Raw genomic sequence first — 17,199 nt, 5'->3', positions numbered from 1 at the left:
GACCTGGCAGGCGTCTAACTATATCGTACGCATCCGAGCAGCACCGCCTTGTGAAAATGTCGGCTGCGTAGCTGACTGTCCTTATGGACGTACATAAGGACAGTGCGGTGCTGAGCCGCATGGATGTGGTTGAGACCGGTCGGCGACGACGCTGGACGAGTGCGGAGAAGGTCAGGATCGTGGAGGAGAGCTTCTCGGGGCCGCGACAGGTCTCGGCGACCGCTCGCCGCTACGGGATCTCACGTCAGCTTCTGCTGAGTTGGCGCAAGGTTTTGGCTTCTCATCGTCCGGCTGGAGAAGATTCGATCGGCCCGACATTCGTCCCTGCGATAGTTGAGCCGAGCATGCCGCCAACGAAGGAAGCTGTCGAGGCTGGCCGGATCGAAATCGTGAGCCCTAAGGGGGTGCGCGTGGTCTTTGGTCCCGGCGCGGATGTCGAGGCGGTCGTTCGAATTGCTCGCGGACTGGAGCGCCGATGATCCCGATCCCGACTGGCGTGCGGGTGTGGCTGGCGACGGGCTACACGGATATGCGCAGAGGATTCCCCTCCTTGGCGCTTCAGGTTCAGGAAGTGCTTCGCAAGGACCCGCTGGGCGGCCATGTATTCTGCTTCCGCGGTCGCAGGGGAGACCTGCTTAAGGTGATTTGGCATGACTCCCAAGGAGCCTGCCTGTTCACCAAAAGACTCGAGAGAGGGAGGTTCATCTGGCCATCGGTTGCTGGTGAAACGGTAACGATCTCGCCCGCGCAGTTGAGCTATCTGTTGTCCGGGATCGATTGGCGCAACCCTCAAGAAACCCACCGTCCGACGCGGATCGGATAGTCGTTTTACGGTTTGCTTCTGCTGCTTGATCTGATTCAATGGCTTCATGACATCGAAGCCGGACGAGCTTCCATCGGATCTTTTAAGTGCCTACATGGCGCTGCTGGCCGAGCGTGAGGCGTTGCAGGTTGAACGCGATGTGGCCGTGGCGGATGCCGCCAACGCGCGGGCGGAGCTGTCGGACAACGAGGCGCTGATCGCGCATCTCGAGCTGCGGATCGAGAAGCTCAAACGCGAACTGCACGGGCAGCGCTCCGAGCGCACGGCGCGGCTGATCGAGCAGCTGGAATTGGAGCTCGAGGACCTCGTCGCCACGGCGAGCGAGGATGAGCTTGCCGCGCAGGCCGCAGCGGCGAAGACGCAGAACGTCCGCCCCTTCATGCGCAAGCGGCCGGTTCGCAAGCCATGGCCGGACGACATCGAACACGAGCGCGTCGTCATCGAGGCTCCAACGAGCTGCGCCTGCTGCGGTGGATCTCGGCTGGCGAAGATCGGGGAGGATGTGACCAAGACGCTGGAGGAGATCCCGCGTCGCTTCAAGGTGATCGAGACAGTACGCGAGAAGTTCACCTGCCGCGATTGCGAGAAGATCAGCCAGCCGCCGGCGCCGTTCCACGCGACGCCGCGCGGCTTCATTGGACCGCAATTGCTGGCGACGATCCTGTTCGACAAGTTCGGCATGCATATCCCTCTCAACCGCCAGAGTGTGCGCTTTAAGGCCGAGAGGATCGACCTGCCGTTGTCGACGCTGGCTGACCAGGTCGGCCACGGAACCTTCGCCGTCATGCCACTCTTCCAGTTGATCGAGCGCCATGCGCTGTCGGCCGAGCGCCTGCATGGCGACGACACCACCATCCGCATCCTGGCCAAGAGCAAGTGCACGACCGGCCGGATCTGGACCTATGTACGCGACGATCGGCCCTACGGTGGGCCTGCGCCGCCGGCGGCGATCTATTACGCCTCGGGCGACCGACGGGGCGAGCATCCCCAGAAGCATCTGGCCGCCTTCGCCGGCATTCTGCAGGCGGATTGCTATAGCGGCTTCGAGCCGTTGTTCGACCCGCAAAAGAAAGCGATGCCGATCACGCCGGCATTTTGCCTGGCCCATGCGCGGCGGGGCTTCTTCGAGCTGGCCGACATCGAGAGAAATGCCAGGGAAGGCCGCAAGGGCAAACCGGTCTCCCCGATCGCACTGGAGGCCGTCAGACGTCTCGATGCGATGTTCGAGATCGAGCGCGCCATCAACGGCCGCAGCGCCGACGAGCGGCGTGCCATGCGCCAGAAGCAGAGCAAGCCGCTGCTCGACGACATGCACGACTGGCTGTTCCGCGAGCGAGAAACCCTCTCGCGCTCCTCCGAGGTCCTGAAGCCTATGAACTACATGCTCAGGCGCTGGGACGACTTCGCCCGCTTCCTCGACGATGGCAGGATCTGCCTGACCAACAATTGTGCTGAGCGCGCATTGAGAGGCATTGCCTTGGGAAGGCGCAACTGGACCTTCGCCGGCAGCCAGCGTGGTGCCGACCGTGCCGCCATCATGCTGACGATGATCACGACCTGTCGCCTCAACGACGTCGATCCTAAAGCCTGGCTCGCCGACGTCCTCGCCCGGATCGCCGATCTTCCCGCATCGCGCCTGCACGAACTGCTGCCCTGGGAATGGAGGCTCCTGCGCAAAGCCGACAAGCCCGCCGATCAGCAGGCCGCCTGACCTTCACGCCTGCACGCAACGCCATCATAGAGCTCACCACTCTCACGCGCATGTGCCAATCTGGCGGTCCTCGTCGTATGCGTACACTATATCCTGAAGCCATGGGCGAGCTTCACGCTGTCCCTGGAAGATGGACGCGTGCGTCTCTGGAACAATGCCGCCGAATTGACCTTGCGAGGCATCGCTCTTGGACGAAAATCCTGCCTGTTCTGCGGATATGGTTGCGGAAGACGGTGCTCCGCAGCTTTGGACAGCCTCATCGTCGCGGCGAGAATGAACGGCATCGAGCCGCAGGTAGCTTACGGGATTCCTCGCCTGAATCGCCACCCATCCGGCTCATCGGCTGGACGAACTTCTGCCTTGGAATTGGACGCCAGCATCAGCGATCTGCGCCCGAGCGGGATGACCACCCACGTCAACAAGGTCCATGGCGTCATTACAGCCGCTAGCAGAGGCTGCGAGAAGACGGACCAGGAGTCGGGCTCTCCAATGAGCTATAAGTATCCTGACTGGCGCCGAATTCAAATCACCGCTGCAGCTAATTATCCGCCGACTGACTCTTTAGACAAGCGCAGCGTGGTGGCGCTCCAAGAACGAGCTGAGATAGATAGGGAATGTCGCGCACGATGTAGCGCACTATCAGCGCGACGGCAACAATCCCTCCCCCAAGAATGCCCGCCACGGCCAACCTAGTCGTGAGACCCCACAGTTCTCCGTACTGTATCGAATCCATGAGACGAAAGACCGTACCTTGGATCAGGTAAAGCAGCAGCGTGCTCTGTCCCAGTTGCACTGCGACAAAGTTAGTCACTCGATTGGAGCGGCCGATCTTCCAGCATTGGAGGACGAGCTCGAAAACGATCGCTGAGGCCACTGCGGAGCCAAAAAACATCAGAGTTACGTTTTTTGCCGACTGCATATCGTGCACTACGGCGAGATTGTTGTAGATGTAAGTGTCTTTGCGCCAGACTAGAAAGCACACCAAAGCGGCTATGCAGAGAAAGATGATTACGAGCGGCTTGTGAGATGACGTTATGCTCGTCCAGCGGTCTCTCGACTGAGCAAACGAGACCCCGAAGCAGAAAAACGGGTAAGTATACTTTATGAGTGGTGATATGGAAAATGTCATAGGTGCAAGCGCGACTAGTACGACCGATACAAATAAAGTTCGGGGTGACCAATGGCTGAAAATCGAAAGAATTTTGACGAGAAGGAAAGAAACAAAAGCAGCCCAAATGAACCAGTATGTGCCGGCGGAATCGGTTAGAAACTGCAAAACGCTGCTTGGTCCGCTGGAAGACGGGTCAAATAGGACCAACTTGGCTGCCTCCAGGAGAGCGTACCAAAACAGCATGGGCACCAAGAGCTGCAGCGCACGATCACCGACGGCTCGCGTGAACGACTTTCGCAAGAGTGCTCGCCAAGAAAGATATCCGGATATCGCCATAAAGAGTGGCATGTGGAACATATAGATCCATTTGAAACATGGCGACTCCCAAAAGCCTTCACCACGGTAGACGACATATTGGATCAGGTGACCGACGATCACCAAAATGATGAGGACTCCTTTCGCGAAATCTAATCCTAGATCTCGATCGCTTGCCTCTGGCGTGCGCTGCCCGCGCGCAGTCGACCCAACTACATTTGGCAATGTATCAAACCCCTCGACATGTGAGCTGGACACCCGTTTGGCGGGAACAACCCGCTGCTGCCAAGCACCGCCGCCACGTGGCCGGTTATACCGGAGAGAGCAAGGACCATCTCAAGAGAGATAGGCCGAGCTGCCGAACATAGGCATACGCCTGCCGGTCACCCTATTATGAAAAGCTTCGCCGCCGCAGCTTGCACCCCGCGATCGATCCGTTCTGCGTTGGTGGGGCATTTTCTATCTCTACTCTACGGCTGCCGATACCTGACTGATGATCGTGGTTCTCGATCGTAGGGAAGTTGGCCTTATCGATAAAGAAGGGACCAGCTGTACGAAGGTTGAGCCATGTAAGTTCTACCGCACTTCGATGGCTTGCTGAACCGAGCGGACGCGCTGCAGTGTGCGCCAACCAAGAGGTGTTTGAGGCTCGCTGCAAGGCCGGGATCGGCTGCTCGACGGCGATCGTACAGCCAAGTCTTTTCGCAGTTCTGAACCTACAGGAATGAACGAGTTCCGACAGCACGAAGAGATCCAACGCAAAGAAGGGCGGCCCAATGCTCGACGACCGCGCCGCTTACAAGCTCCATGACGGCCGGTGACGTTCGCAGGATTCATCAATCAAGATCAAACGACCCGGATCGTTCAAATCGAACTCAATAACACGTGGCGCGAAGAGGCTGGCGTAGCGCGTGAAAGCGCTAGTTGGCGGAAAACGAATCACGGTATCGCATCGCCCCAGGAGATACATCTCCACGAGAGCTGAAATACCGCCGTCGGCTCCGAGTGCTGCACTATGTAATGGCCCGGCCTGATCCGCCTGGAAGTGCTTTGGGATCGTGAAAAGATCAGGAAATACAGCCGATAGCTTATCGACCACCTGCGCACTATCCGTACACAAGAACACCATCACCGGCGCTGAACGTGGTAGTGCTGTGGCCTTCTCGATGGCGGTGCATACCTGCCGCAAGGCAAGCTCCGGATCGGCCCAGTAGGGCGTGTGCCCCATTATATCTTCGCCGTTGCCGTGCCGAACATGAACGCCGATGATGCTGCGCCCTTCAAAGTGCTCCCGATAGATGCTGTCAATCCGGGTTTGAATTTCAGACCTCGGTTTGACGCTTCGAAATATCTGTCGTTCGGCGTCCTGATCGCAGCGCCACATCAAACAAGCATCACACACCACAGTGTTGGCTTCAATGTCGTGTTCGGCTTGGAAAAGCTCACCCAATTCATCACGTTCTCGGAAAATCTGCTCATCTGGCCGATAAACGCAGTCGATTGAGGGCTTATTCCACCATGATGGGAAGAAGGGGCCCGGGAAGGAGAGCTGGTTGATCTCGTTATCACAAATCACCCGCACGCCAGCTATGTCGTCAATTGGCTCGAAGAACACCGGAAAGGCGTTCGTAAGGGGCTGATCGAGATAGCACGAGCCACGCCAATCGATGGCTAGCGTCCGCCCCGTCCGCTGCGCATAGCGCCAGGCTGACGCCAGCGACCATAGACAATCACCAAAACCAGTACGTCGTCGCGAAACAACAAACCGGTCATTCATTGACCTACCCACAATCATTTGTGCTTCCTCGTTATGGGAACCGCTTCGAAGGACGTTGCGGAAAACTCTACGTATGGCTGCCCGGTGCTGTCCTCCGTGATCGTGATGCTAGCCCTTGGATGGTAGAACTTCATCGCCCGCTTTCACTGGAGAAGCCGCTCCACGATATTGCCGTCGACATACTTGATTTAAGTCGTATCCATCTTCTTCGAAGCACTTCGTACGACACCGAATAGAGCTTCTGGGTGATGGGCCCTTGCCGTCCGGAGCTGCTGCGATGGCGGAGCGCCCACAACCATGAGCCCAACGACGGGACATGCCCAGCGCCGCGGCCCAGCCCCCTCCCCGCGTGTGGAGACACGCATGCAGCGATACTCATGAGCGCCTGCTATGCTTTCTCGAGCATTCGATCGCAGTTTTGATGCGCGCGAGCAGTTTGCGAGGGATACAGCCGGAGGCGGCGCTGCTCCCATAATTCCCGCAGTTCCTTCACGAGAGCTTCACGCCTCGCCTGATCGAGCGTCACTGTATCCAGGAGATCCCCGAGCACGGCTTCGCCCTCGATCTGCATCAGAAGATCGAACGCATCCTGGGAAATACGGACACTGTCGCGGCTGGAGTGGCCGGTGCGGATTTCGCACACAGTCTCCTGGCGATCTCGGGCCGTGTATGCGCGAACTCGATAGAGGCGTGCATATTGCGGCAATGAGACCGCGAGCGCAGTCCAATCCTCTGACGTTGGGGTTTTCTTTTTGACGAGGAACGGCCCCACCACAAGCCCATCCAGCTCTGTCGTCAGAAATGTCGTAATCGCGTCTGCAACCGAATCCACGATCGGCTCGGCATTGTTGTTAAAGGAGGTGTTGAGCAGAACTGGGACGCCCGTCCGCTTCTTGAATGCATTGATAACCTGCCAGTACGCGGGATTCGTCTTGCGCGATACTGTTTGCAGCCGCGCAGTACCGTCGATGTGCGTTATGGCACCGAGCGCGCTTTGCTTGGAGCCGCGCACGCGCACTACAAAGTTCATAAAGGGAAGTTCGCGCGTGCCGTTGGGGAGGTCGAAAAATTCGCTCGCATCCTCCTCCAGCACTGATGGCGCGAATGGTCGATAACCTTCGCGCTTTTTGACCATGGCGTTGATCCGGTCCTTGTTTGCGGCAGGCCGAGGATCGGCAAGAATGCTGCGGTTGCCAAGCGCACGTGGCCCGAACTCCGAACGACCCTGCACCCAGCCGATCACGGCGCCATTAGCCATCCATTCGGCGGCGCTGCCTGCCACGTCGTCACTGCGCTCGACGTGCAGGTGTCCGGCCCATGCATTCAGCTCCTGCTCCATGGTGCGCTCGCTCCCGAGATCAGGCCCCCAATAGACGTCCTGTAGTCGCTCACGCGGTGCGGGACGCCCCAGCTCGTTAGACATCATCAGTGCGGCGCCCAACGCGCAGCCGGCGTCATGCGCCGCCGGTTGCACAAAGATGTCTTCGAAAAGCCCGGAATACAGCAGCTTACCGTTCAGCGTGCAGTTGTGGGCGACCCCTCCAGCCAGGCATAACCGCTTCATACCTGTCGCCTCGCGATGATGCCGGAGCACGTGAAATACGATCCGCTCCAACGCCTCTTGCAACGAAGCACTCACATTTCGATGCTGCTGGGTAAATGGCATTCCCTTTCGCCGGACCTGGATGCTCCGCCGCAATGTCGGACCGATTCGGTCGAGGTGGACGCGGTAGCCACCGTCCTCTAAGAGCTCATAGAACTGCCCGAAGAGCTCGCGATAGGGAGCCGGATCGCCATAGGGGGCAAGCCCCATGACCTTGTATTCATCGAATAGGTCGTAGCCGAGACAGCGGATGGTCTCGAGATAAAAAAGCCCTAGAGAATTGTTCTCCGGGAACGTCTCAAGTTGGGTAACTTCTGTACCAGACCCGAGAGCTAGGAGGCCGGAGAGAAAATCACCACTGCCATCGATCGCGAAAATCAGACTTTGCTCGAAGCCTGACATCGCGAAGGCGCTTACGGCATGCGCCTGATGATGACTGACGAAAGAGATACGTGATGGATCAACATCGCTACCAAGCTCCTGCGCTAGCAAGCTACGCATCAACAGTTTGGCATCCAATGGAATGGAGACATCCGGATGGGACCCGAACAGACCTTCGAGCATTGCGTTGCAGTAGGCCTCGGTCGCATAGAACGCGATACGATCGACATCGCTGAGCTGGATACCTGCGGCAGCAAGGCAGTGTTGTATCGAACGGCTTGGAAACTTGTTGGAGTGCTTTATCCGATTGAGGCGCTCCTCTTCAACGGCCGCTATCACGCGTCCGTCCCGGACGAGCACCGCAGCGCCATCGTGCATAAACGTATTGGAAAGCTCACGGGTATTTTCATGGACCTTGTCTAGTCCGCCGCTCACTCCTAGACAGAACATTTCATTCTCCATTTATCGCGATACCAAGGCCGCTTAACACCGTCTCACCTGATTGCGCTAAGGATGGTGTGTCTCTGACGAAGCCGATCACCATCCTTCAACAGTTCTCGTAAACTCGACTTCAATCACCGACATGAGATCGGCCGATTTATGTGCCGGAACGAGAGCGATTAGTTGATCCGGTCGACAACTTTCCCGCGGGAGCCGACTTCGATGCTCGCGACATTGTCCTTGCACAGACTAGCCGCTCCGAGCATGGCGGCACCGAATTGCCAACTGCTGCCCATGATTCACGCTGCTGTGGACTGGATGGATTTCATCATCTTCAAAAGCTGCATATGCGAGTGCAGATGCTCCCCTCTTCCGCTGCGGTCGAATTCCGGTCTTGCGTCGTGTAACTCCATGCGGAATATCGCGTTAACGCATCAGTCGCCGGCGAAGCAGCGCGATCGATAGAAAGAATGGCAGCACCGCGTACATGCAAAGCGCACCGATATGCAGGCCGATGCCGCCGGCCGGAAGCCCAAGCATCGCTGGACGGATGAGGTCGACCGAATGTGCGAGCGGCAATAAGCTCGCCAGGCGCTGAAATGCGCCGGGCAGCTGGTCCACCGGAAAGACCGCGCCGCACAGGAACACCATAGGTGTGACGACGAGCGTCTGGTAAAACACGAAATAATCGTAGCTGGGTGCTAGAGATACGACGACCATGGCCAGGCTTGCGAAGACGAAGCCAGTGATTGCGATTGCTGGTATCGAATAGAGAATTGATGCCCAAGCTGCATAGCCTAGGGCCACGGCAACGATTGCAATTGCCGTTCCGGCCAGAATGGCCTTGGTGGCTGCCCACACCAATTCACCCAGAACGATGTCGCCGAGCGTGAGCTCTGTGCATAGGATTGCTTCCCAGGTCCGCTGAGCATGCATGCGGGCAAATGTCGCATACATTGTCTCAAAGGTCGCAGAGGTCATGGCGCTGGTCGCGACCATCCCACCAGCTAGAAACGCGACGTATGATGCGCCATCAACGCGCCCCACAATTATTCCGAGGCCAAAGCCGAGGCCAAACAGATTAGTCAACGGATCGGCGAGGTTTCCGATAACAGATGCAAGTGCGACTTTCCTCCACGCCAGAAAGTTGCGACGCCATACCGCGACCCAGTTGTACGCGTTGGCGGGCATGGCCGCGGCGTAACCCTCACCCATCGTTCATCTCTCCATCTCGTACCCGGTCAGCCGCAAAAAGACATCCTCCAAATTCGGAGGACGCTGCAGCATCCGTAGACCTTCGCGCCCGCGCAGCTGCATCAGCGCCTGCTCAGGATCTGGCGCATAGCAATAAAGCGTCTCGCCGCTCACTTCGATATGCCGCACATAAGGCCTGGTCAGAGCAGAGATCTCGTCTGGATTGCCGCCATAGATCTCGATAACCTGGCAGCCGATCTGCTCATCGATCAGCGCGCGAGGATTACCTTCTGCAATCTTGCGCCCCGCCTCGAGCACGCACAGCCGATCGCACAGCCGCTCGGCCTCTTCCATGAAGTGCGTGGTCAAGAGAATCGTCTTGCCTCGCGCCAGCAGCAATCGCAGGCGTTCCCAGATCAGGTGGCGCGCGTGCGGGTCGAGACCGGTGGTCGGCTCGTCCATGACCAAAAGGTGTGGGTCGTTGATCAGCGCACGGGCCAGCGTCAGCCGCCGCTTCATGCCGCCGGACAGTTCGGAGACCCGAGCATCAGCCCTGCTCTCCAGTCGGGCGAACTCGAGCAATGCTGGCACAACTGCTTCGACCTCCCGTGCCCTCATGTTGAAGTAGCGCCCGAATACCAGTAGGTTTTCGCGGACGGTGAACCCGAGTTCAAGGTTGTCGAACTGCGGCACCACGCCGATTCGCGCGCGTGCCAGGCGAGCACGCGCGGGCACCGGCTCGCCGAGCACCGTCATCTTGCCAGTGTCCGGCGCTACCATGCCGAGCACCATACGCGCTATCGTGCTTTTGCCTGCCCCGTTTGGTCCGAGGAGGCCAAAGCACTCGCCCGAGGCGACAGCAAAGGACAGCCCGTCGACAACGGTCTTGCCGCCAAACGACTTGCTTACGTCCGTAAGGTCGACTGCTAGCGTGGACATACGTTCATCTTAGTCTGAAAGAAGCTGTTCGGCCGGCGGTCGCTCACTTACGGCGGTTTTGGTCCACAGCAGGCCATCGCACCATATGTGTTCAACGCGTCCCCATTGGCAGGCCGCCGCGGCGTCCGGAAAAAACCCGCGTCCATGGTGGTTGGCACTCGTATTGCAAAGCAGCGGAATGCTCGTGAGTTTTTCATATTCGACCAAAAGCTCCGCAATTTTATGTGGAGAGCTTCTGGAAACGGTTTGCAATCGCGCAGATCCGTCAAGATGTATAACAGCGGGAATTTTATCGCGCCATTCTGGCCGTGTCTGGTGATCGAACAGCATGTAAGGATCTGGCGTTCCGGGGCTGAAAATTTTCGGCGCACGATCCTCCAAGCATATCGGGGCCACTGGCCGAAAGTGTTCGCGACGTTTGATTTCGTTGAGATGATCCTTCATTCCCGCCGATGTTGCGGCAGCGAGAATGCTTCTGCCCCCTAACGCCCGTGGTCCAAGCTCCGCGCAGCCGGCGAGAAATACCACAGGCTTGTTACTCGCCAAGATGGTCGCAAGTTCACGCATACTGCATGGTGCAACGTCCCATTCTGACGGCACATCGCTGCGCCTCAGGGCGGGGCCACTATAGACCGACCATTGCAGCGGCACGAAGCCCTTCTCCGCAGCCATTGCAGAGCAAGCCGCACCGATTGCCGAGCCGCTGTCATTTGGGAACGGCGGCACCCAGACATCATCGAACAGGCCGCTCGCACGCAATGCACTGTTCCATTTGATGTTAAGACCGCAGCCACCGGCTATGCACAAATTGCGCGATCCTGGAAAGTGCGAATGCCGCTGCAAAGCGACGGCCATTTCCCGGATGAGGAGGCGCTCGAGGAAAACGTGAAACGATGCAAGTACATCTTCGGGCAGCTCGCTCTCCAATCGGAGCGCGCTGGCGTCGAAGAAGTCGTGCATCGCCTCAAGTGAGGACTCCGCGCTGTTGACCTCCGCACGGTAGCGACGCGCATGCTCTGTGTCGGCCGCAAAGCGTTCCTCGTAGAGCTCCTGAAACACCGCAACGATATCTTCATGAGCGGAGCCGAGGGCGATATAGGCCATCAGCTTGCCGGCAACACCTAGGTCCCAGTTGGTGCGGCTCGCCTGCCTGTAAGGTCCGAAGTGATGGCCAGCTACGGCATAAGCGTGGCCTATGATCGGAAATAGGCATTCAACGAACCGCGCGCGGCGCGGTTCTACGTAGTAGAGGCGTGGAAAGATGCAGCCGTCCCATACCAGGCAGAAGGCGGGTTGTCCGGTTTTGGCAAAAGGGCTGGTGCAATAGGCGGAGGCCACATGGGCCGTGACGTGCGGATAGCTCTTATAAGGGAAGAGCGTGCGATCGAGCGCTAGGCTAAAGCCGTCCCGCGAAGTAAGCAGGCCGTCCGCATCGCGTTCTACATACGGCGCCCCTTTGAGAGTGATAGGTTCGGCCCCACTGAGGACCTGGAACTCCGACTCGACCTCCCCGTCCCAGCCATCGATAACGAACTGATCAATATCCTGCGGAACCAGACCATGTTCCGCCAGGATGGCAACAACTGCGTCAAGATTGTCGATGGTTTGATAGCGGGGATTGTTGCCCCGTTTCTCCTGCTCGACGCAAAAGACGAGTCGTTCGTCCTCTACAACAGCGATCGCACCGTCATGGGTCAGCTTAATGCCGCAGATGCGCATAGTGTCTCCATCTCAACGCCGACAATTGGATTTCATCAACTCAAATTGGGTTCCGAAAATTGACGAGCAAGCAGTCTTCGTTTGCTGACTGACCCTGGCAGTGTACCCGTTCGACCTCGATCAACGTTTCACTGAGCATGCTAATGACCGTCTCGGCACCGGCGGCGTGCCCCCAATTCCAGCAGGCGGCATCCCGCGCCGATCCAAAAACCAGATGCCCACCTGGCGCAAGCATCCGCGTCAGGTTGCGGATCGCCGCGCGCATCGCGTTTATATCTTCGAGGTAATAGAGAACTTCCGCCACGACGATCAGATCGAACACCTCTTGGACCGTGAACTGCTGGATATCGGAGGCTATCCACGTGATGTGCGACCACCTCTTGGTCCGCTGGCACGCTCGACCAATCGCTCGGGGCATAACATCGACCACGGTGAGCTGTTGGCAGTGGGGCGCCAGCTTTTCTGTGAATGCGCCGGCCGAGCACCCGACTTCGAGGGCATTTTTTAAAATCCCGCGGGAAAGCGACAGCCGGAGCATTTGCGTATGGCGCTCCCGCTCAAACGGATTACCATCGAGCCCCCACGGATCGTCGCTCGCCAATTCAACGTCTAATGATTGATATTTCTTGTCCAAGCTCACGACTTCTCAACCTTGTGTAACGTGCACGATCACTCGCCGCGACAAACGCTGTCCGACGTCACCAGCCTCGAAGAACCGCGCGAAAGGTCCCCGCGGTGAATTGACCCAGCAACTGCCGAACACGCTGTACCATTTGGTTCCGCGGTCGCGCTTCTGATGACGATTTGTTTTTTACCTCCGTTCGGCAATTTGGCAGGCTTGCGCGATAGCCAGTCGCTATTGCTGAGTGTGCAGAGTGCGTACGCTTTCACGGGAAGCAATAGAAAGATGTTGATGAATGTGTGCAGAGCAAAGCCAAGAAATCGCACTTCGCGAGCACGAAGCGCGGCGACAGTGCACCGAACCAAGGTCATTGATGCAATAATCAGCCCTGTCCACCACGGCACTGTGGCGGTGACTGCGAGCTGCGCCAGAGCCGCTAGCGATGAGAGGGCGAGAAGTAATGGGCCGAGATTCTGCCCGACTACATCTAGCGTCAGATAGCGATTAAGTTCGGGGAGTAGGCGCAGCGCAAGGAACGTGTCGCGGAATGTGCTCCGCGCCCAACGGAGTTGCTGACGCAGATACGGACCTAGCCTGTCCGGAACAACTGTCGCTGCAACGGCGTCCGGAACGTACTCCGTTTGAAACCCTGCCTTCAACATCAGGATCGTGAGATGGCGATCCTCACCGAAGTCGCTTGGCTTTCCCCGAAAAAATTGCGTCTCGTACTGATCTAGTAGCAGCAGCAGCGCAGAACGGCGGTACATCGCACATGGGCCGCAGCAGCACATCACAGCACCGAAGCGAGCTTGTGCCGCGCGCTCTTCATTGCAAGCCAACCAGTACTCCATATCGATCAATCGGGTCAACCAAGTGTCGCTTCGGTTGCTCGCCGTCAATTGACCCATGGCGGCGCCAACTCCTGGATCCTGCATTTTGCCTGCAAGCTTGGTGATCACATCGGCGGCGATTATGGTGTCCGAATCGACGTTGAGTACCAGATCTCCCGATGAGGCCCGTATTGCAGCAATCTGCGCCTTCCGCTTTCCGACGTTCTTTCCCAGCACAATAAAGTTGAACCTTGGGTCGTCCGCGTAGGACTCGTGAACGGGTGCCGTAGCGTCGAGATTTGCAGAACCGTCATCAACCACATAGACATGCAGTTTTCCGACGTAGTCTTGGCTCGCAATGGACTTCAGACACGCGGCGAGTGTGCGCGGGTCCTCGTTGAAGCAGGGGACGATCACATCCACGCTCGGCAGACCGTCCGACTTGGCGACGACGTCCGACGGGGATGAGACGTCTGTCGGCATAGCATAAAGCACTTGCATGCTTCGATAGACAGTCGAGAGCAGCGCATAGAATGAGATAGCGACCGTGCTGGTCGTGGCAAGCAGATTCATAGGTGTCGGTCTATTCAGTGGGGTTGAGGAAGCGGGCGAATTGAGAATCCGCGGTCGTGCAATGCTGGAATCAGTTGGCAAAGCGCCGAGACAGTCTGGTCGCGGAGAGGCGCATGATTGGCCCGTCTCAACTCGTCAGGAGGACATCCGTCGTGCAAGAGCACGATTGCACCGGGTCGGACAGAGGCCAGCACCGCGTCGACAATCGCCTCAACGCCGGGACAACTCCAGTCTCGCGGGTCTACCGACCAGTGCAGAGTGGCAAGGCCCGCCCTGGCTGAAGCGATGAGTACCTCTTCGGTCCACATGCCATAGGGTGCACGCATGTACCGCAGCGCGGCCTTCGGACACGCCATCCTGATGGCCTTGCTCGCCGTTTGTATTTCGTGTTGCACTACGGCGAGTTTGCATCTGGACAGATCAGGATGTGTCATCGTGTGGTTTGCGACCTCGTGCCCTTCTGCAATCATTCGGCGGATTAGGTTCGGCTGGTCCGCCGCGAACATCCCGATGACGAAGAACGTCGCCGGCACTCGGTGTTCCGCCAGCACATCCAGGACATCCGGCGTACAATGCGGATCGGGACCGTCGTCAAACGTCAGATAGACGCCGCGGCTTTCAGTCCCGTCAGCGTACTCGCTGCGGGCTCCGCATAAGCGCTCCAGGTGTGTCACAGCTCCGGCCCGTTCCGATCAATCACCGTACCGGTCGGCCAATCGCTGATCGACTGTCCAATCGGAACAACCAGGACGAGCACATCGTCGATGCGAGTGGGCTGCAAATTGGGATAAACATCTGGAAGTGTAGACTTCACGCGGACCCCAGAGATAATGGTCCCCAGACCAGGGCGGGCTAGCAACCTTGTAAGGTGCTCCTTCAGCGCATGGCGAACCGTACCGAAGCCGAACGGAACGCCAAGCTTCTGCAGGACCGGGTACATCACGCGCATTGACTGGGTGATTCCCAGTCCCTCAAGATCCGGACGCACCCCATACAATCCTAGTTCGGCCACTAGTAGATCGACCTCTCCGACCTTGATGAAGCGGCGTAGTGCGGCGATATGAGCCGCTACGCCGGCCGCGTCGTAGCCGATTATCCGGAGCTCGGGTCTCGCGCCGGCCCAACTTCGATGGCCGTCGAATGGTTTCGCATTGAATGCTCCGGTAGGACCGTAGGTCGTTCGGAAGAAGTCGGACAGCTCGATATGGTCAGCCAGGCGCAGCTCATTCTCCCAGGCGACCCTCCACCGCACCCGAGAGCGCATGGCGCGACCCGCTGTCGAGCTGGATACGGCAATATTCATGATTGGCTCCGATGCACCGTCTGGCTTTGGGCCGTGAAGTTCATGCTCGCGCGCAGTTCGCTTTCCTTCGCTGGCCTCGTCAGAGAATGAGAAGCGCTGGGTCGCCGCGCCGCCAGCAACTGGTTGATCGTAAGCAGAATGGGCGAATTGGCCGTTGCGGCTCGATGCTGGTACACCTTGCACCTCGTCACTCCGAGCAACAGCACATCCGCGATCAAGCAGGACGTGCTGAGAGGACGGTTGGAATTGAAGAACTCATCTGTGCGCTGGGACGGTTCGTGGCTGTCGCCTCTCGACAAGAGCACGTCTGTCGGTGCTTGACCGACCGATGCATCCTGATCCACGACGGAGATGACGTCGCGCGCATGTGCCATTCGCACCAGATCTATCGCCGACTTCGCCTGCATTTTCCGTACGATTTGACTGCTATGGACACGTGACAAATTGGGCTGGATCGCAAACGCTGTGGGCGCCACCACACAGCAGCTCCCGACTTGTTGGGATGTTACGGCGAAGTTGATCGCTGGCTCAATTCTACGGAAGTAAGCGGCCGATATAGAAACGGTTGGAAAAGCTATACGAACGTTTGCCGGCAGAGGGCGCCGACACGATCTGCGCGACGCCAGCCGCCTCAAACCACTGCGATGCAGCTGCTCAGAGAACCCATTGAAAACTATGGCCGCAAAGGACATGCGCTTTGGTCAGGGCTCGGGTTGCAGCTGAGGCTTTTCGCGGAGCCAAGAAAGACTGGTACGAGTTTCTGATCGGCCTGAATTGTATTGTCCTGACCGACCGGCTTTGCTATCCGCCATTCCGCAAGATTGGCAAAATCGATTGTTTTTATTGAACCCATCCACACGATGGATAACTCCGAGCCATGCGCTTCAAAGGCCTCGATCTAAATCTTCTCGTCGCGCTCGATGCTCTGATGAACGAGCGTAATCTCACCGCGGCGGCACGCAGCATCAATTTGAGCCAGCCTGCCATGAGTGCGGCCGTCGCCCGCTTGCGCGCCTATTTCCGCGATGAGCTATTTACGATGAGGGGTCGGGAGCTTGTTCCAACAGCACGAGCAGAACGGCTCGCTGGGCCGATACGCGAGGCTCTGGTGCACATTCAGCTCTCCATAATTTCCCGCGACACGTTCAACCCAGCCAAATCGGATCGACGCTTCCGGATTCTCCTTTCCGATTTCATGACAATCGTTTTCTTTAGAAAGATCGTCGACCGTGTCGCGCGGGAAGCTCCCGCCGTCCGTTTCGAATTTCTGCCATTTGTCGACGAGCCCGATGAGCTTCTCCAGCGCGGCGAAGTCGACTTTCTTGTTTTGCCGGAATTGTTCATGTCGAGTGCGCATCCCAAAGCGACACTGTTCGAGGAGACGCTCGTGTGCGTAGGCTGCCGGACGAACAAGCAGCTGCCACGGCAGCTCACATTCGAGAAATACATGTCGATGGGACACGTTGCAGCCAAGTTCGGGCGGGCACTAAGGCCCAATATTGAGGAATGGTTCTTGCTTGAGCACGGTCTTAAGAGACGCATTGAGGTCGTTGTGCAGGGCTTTACCATGATCCCGCCGATGCTGTCGGGAACTGAGCGTATCGCGACGATGCCCTCAAGGCTGGCCGAGCATTTCGTAAAGACAATCCCTCTGCGAATTGTCGAAGCACCCCTCCCGCTTCCCGCATTCACCGAGGCCATCCAATGGCCAGCGCTTCATAACACTGATCCGGCAAGTATTTGGATGCGGCGGATATTGTTGCAGGAGGCCTCCTGCATGGCTTTTCCGCGTGAGACCACCCGAAACCGCAGGCGCTGTTAGGTTACTCAAGGCGTATTATCACCCGCTCTCCGGCA

The 17,199-nt window shown here is 58.0% G+C and carries 14 protein-coding genes and 2 pseudogenes; 5 read left to right on the top strand and 11 right to left on the bottom strand.

Annotation, left to right across the window (positions count from 1 at the left end; all coding sequences use genetic code 11):
• Window positions 1-107 precede the first annotated feature (107 nt).
• From I6F35_RS30025 to I6F35_RS30010, 4 genes and pseudogenes are all read left to right on the top strand, one after another.
• The gene (locus I6F35_RS30025) at window positions 108-479 is read left to right on the top strand and encodes a transposase (protein WP_225121243.1); all 372 of its coding nucleotides are present in this window, start codon (window positions 108-110) and stop codon (window positions 477-479) included.
• The gene (gene tnpB / locus I6F35_RS30020) at window positions 476-823 is read left to right on the top strand and encodes an IS66 family insertion sequence element accessory protein TnpB (RefSeq protein WP_225121242.1); all 348 of its coding nucleotides are present in this window, start codon (window positions 476-478) and stop codon (window positions 821-823) included. Before I6F35_RS30025 ends, tnpB begins: the two co-directional genes overlap by 4 nt.
• A 46-nt stretch (window positions 824-869) precedes the next feature.
• Window positions 870-2,534, top strand: a complete 1,665-nt coding sequence (locus I6F35_RS30015) for an IS66 family transposase (protein WP_225121241.1) — start codon at window positions 870-872, stop codon at window positions 2,532-2,534.
• Between the two features lie 84 nt (window positions 2,535-2,618).
• Window positions 2,619-2,940 (top strand): annotated as a pseudogene (locus I6F35_RS30010) (transposase domain-containing protein); the annotation flags it as partial.
• A gap of 132 nt (window positions 2,941-3,072) precedes the next feature.
• Here the strand turns inward: I6F35_RS30010 and nolL are convergent.
• The 11 genes and pseudogenes from nolL to I6F35_RS29955 all read right to left on the bottom strand — a co-directional run bounded on the left by nolL (window position 3,073) and on the right by I6F35_RS29955 (window position 15,749).
• Window positions 3,073-4,185 (bottom strand): nodulation factor fucose acetyltransferase NolL, encoded by a 1,113-nt coding sequence (nolL, locus tag I6F35_RS30005; RefSeq protein ID WP_225121240.1) that lies wholly within the window; start codon window positions 4,183-4,185, stop codon window positions 3,073-3,075.
• A gap of 571 nt (window positions 4,186-4,756) precedes the next feature.
• Window positions 4,757-5,755: a nodulation protein NodZ gene (locus I6F35_RS30000; protein ID WP_275945514.1), complete on the bottom strand. Its 999-nt coding sequence runs from the start codon at window positions 5,753-5,755 to the stop codon at window positions 4,757-4,759.
• 370 nt (window positions 5,756-6,125) lie between these two features.
• A complete protein-coding gene (locus tag I6F35_RS29995) occupies window positions 6,126-8,171 on the bottom strand; it encodes a carbamoyltransferase (protein WP_225121261.1) in 2,046 nt (681 codons plus the stop codon).
• 417 nt (window positions 8,172-8,588) lie between these two features.
• Window positions 8,589-9,377, bottom strand: coding sequence for an ABC transporter permease (locus tag I6F35_RS29990; protein WP_208829696.1), 789 nt, complete (start codon window positions 9,375-9,377; stop codon window positions 8,589-8,591).
• A 3-nt stretch (window positions 9,378-9,380) separates the two neighbouring features.
• Window positions 9,381-10,295, bottom strand: coding sequence for a nodulation factor ABC transporter ATP-binding protein NodI (gene nodI, locus I6F35_RS29985; RefSeq protein ID WP_225121239.1), 915 nt, complete (start codon window positions 10,293-10,295; stop codon window positions 9,381-9,383).
• Window positions 10,283-12,014: pseudogene (nodU, locus tag I6F35_RS29980) on the bottom strand (nodulation protein NodU). The gene nodI and the pseudogene nodU overlap by 13 nt, the downstream one beginning before the upstream one ends.
• 40 nt (window positions 12,015-12,054) lie before the next feature.
• On the bottom strand, window positions 12,055-12,654 hold the full coding sequence (gene nodS, locus I6F35_RS29975; RefSeq protein WP_225121237.1) for a nodulation methyltransferase NodS: 600 nt from the start codon (window positions 12,652-12,654) through the stop codon (window positions 12,055-12,057).
• Window positions 12,655-12,683: 29 nt separating this feature from the next.
• The gene (gene nodC / locus I6F35_RS29970; RefSeq protein WP_225121236.1) at window positions 12,684-14,039 is read right to left on the bottom strand and encodes a chitooligosaccharide synthase NodC; all 1,356 of its coding nucleotides are present in this window, start codon (window positions 14,037-14,039) and stop codon (window positions 12,684-12,686) included.
• 14 nt (window positions 14,040-14,053) lie between these two features.
• Entirely contained in the window at window positions 14,054-14,704 is a 651-nt protein-coding gene (gene nodB, locus I6F35_RS29965; protein ID WP_225121260.1) for a chitooligosaccharide deacetylase NodB, read from the bottom strand.
• Window positions 14,705-14,709: 5 nt separating this feature from the next.
• Entirely contained in the window at window positions 14,710-15,342 is a 633-nt protein-coding gene (locus I6F35_RS29960) for a NodA family N-acyltransferase (RefSeq protein WP_275945513.1), read from the bottom strand.
• The gene (locus I6F35_RS29955; protein ID WP_225121235.1) at window positions 15,339-15,749 is read right to left on the bottom strand and encodes a hypothetical protein; all 411 of its coding nucleotides are present in this window, start codon (window positions 15,747-15,749) and stop codon (window positions 15,339-15,341) included. The genes I6F35_RS29960 and I6F35_RS29955 overlap by 4 nt, the downstream gene beginning before the upstream one ends.
• A gap of 470 nt (window positions 15,750-16,219) precedes the next feature.
• Between I6F35_RS29955 and nodD1 the strand changes: the two genes are divergently transcribed.
• Window positions 16,220-17,164 carry a transcriptional regulator NodD1 gene (nodD1, locus tag I6F35_RS29950; protein ID WP_225121234.1) on the top strand — a complete coding sequence of 315 codons (945 nt, stop codon included), beginning with the start codon at window positions 16,220-16,222 and terminating at the stop codon, window positions 17,162-17,164.
• Window positions 17,165-17,199 lie beyond the last annotated feature (35 nt).

The sequence above is a fragment of the Bradyrhizobium sp. BRP22 genome (assembly GCF_020194175.1).
Lineage (GTDB): Bacteria > Pseudomonadota > Alphaproteobacteria > Rhizobiales > Xanthobacteraceae > Bradyrhizobium.
The sequence above is the reverse complement of the archived record's forward strand: the minus strand, read 5'-3'. Positions and strand labels throughout refer to the sequence as shown.

Bases quoted from the DNA above. Each gene is read 5' to 3' on its own strand.
- tnpB (WP_225121242.1), top strand. From the start codon at position 476: ATGATCCCGATCCCGACTGGCGTGCGGGTGTGGCTGGCGACGGGCTAC.
- I6F35_RS30015 (WP_225121241.1), top strand. From the start codon at position 870: ATGACATCGAAGCCGGACGAGCTTCCATCGGATCTTTTAAGTGCCTAC.
- I6F35_RS30000 (WP_275945514.1), bottom strand. From the start codon at position 5,755: ATGATTGTGGGTAGGTCAATGAATGACCGGTTTGTTGTTTCGCGACGA.
- I6F35_RS29995 (WP_225121261.1), bottom strand. From the start codon at position 8,171: ATGTTCTGTCTAGGAGTGAGCGGCGGACTAGACAAGGTCCATGAAAAT.
- I6F35_RS29990 (WP_208829696.1), bottom strand. From the start codon at position 9,377: ATGGGTGAGGGTTACGCCGCGGCCATGCCCGCCAACGCGTACAACTGG.
- nodI (WP_225121239.1), bottom strand. From the start codon at position 10,295: ATGTCCACGCTAGCAGTCGACCTTACGGACGTAAGCAAGTCGTTTGGC.
- nodC (WP_225121236.1), bottom strand. From the start codon at position 14,039: ATGAATCTGCTTGCCACGACCAGCACGGTCGCTATCTCATTCTATGCG.
- I6F35_RS29960 (WP_275945513.1), bottom strand. From the start codon at position 15,342: ATGAATATTGCCGTATCCAGCTCGACAGCGGGTCGCGCCATGCGCTCT.
- I6F35_RS29955 (WP_225121235.1), bottom strand. From the start codon at position 15,749: ATGCAGGCGAAGTCGGCGATAGATCTGGTGCGAATGGCACATGCGCGC.
- nodD1 (WP_225121234.1), top strand. From the start codon at position 16,220: ATGCGCTTCAAAGGCCTCGATCTAAATCTTCTCGTCGCGCTCGATGCT.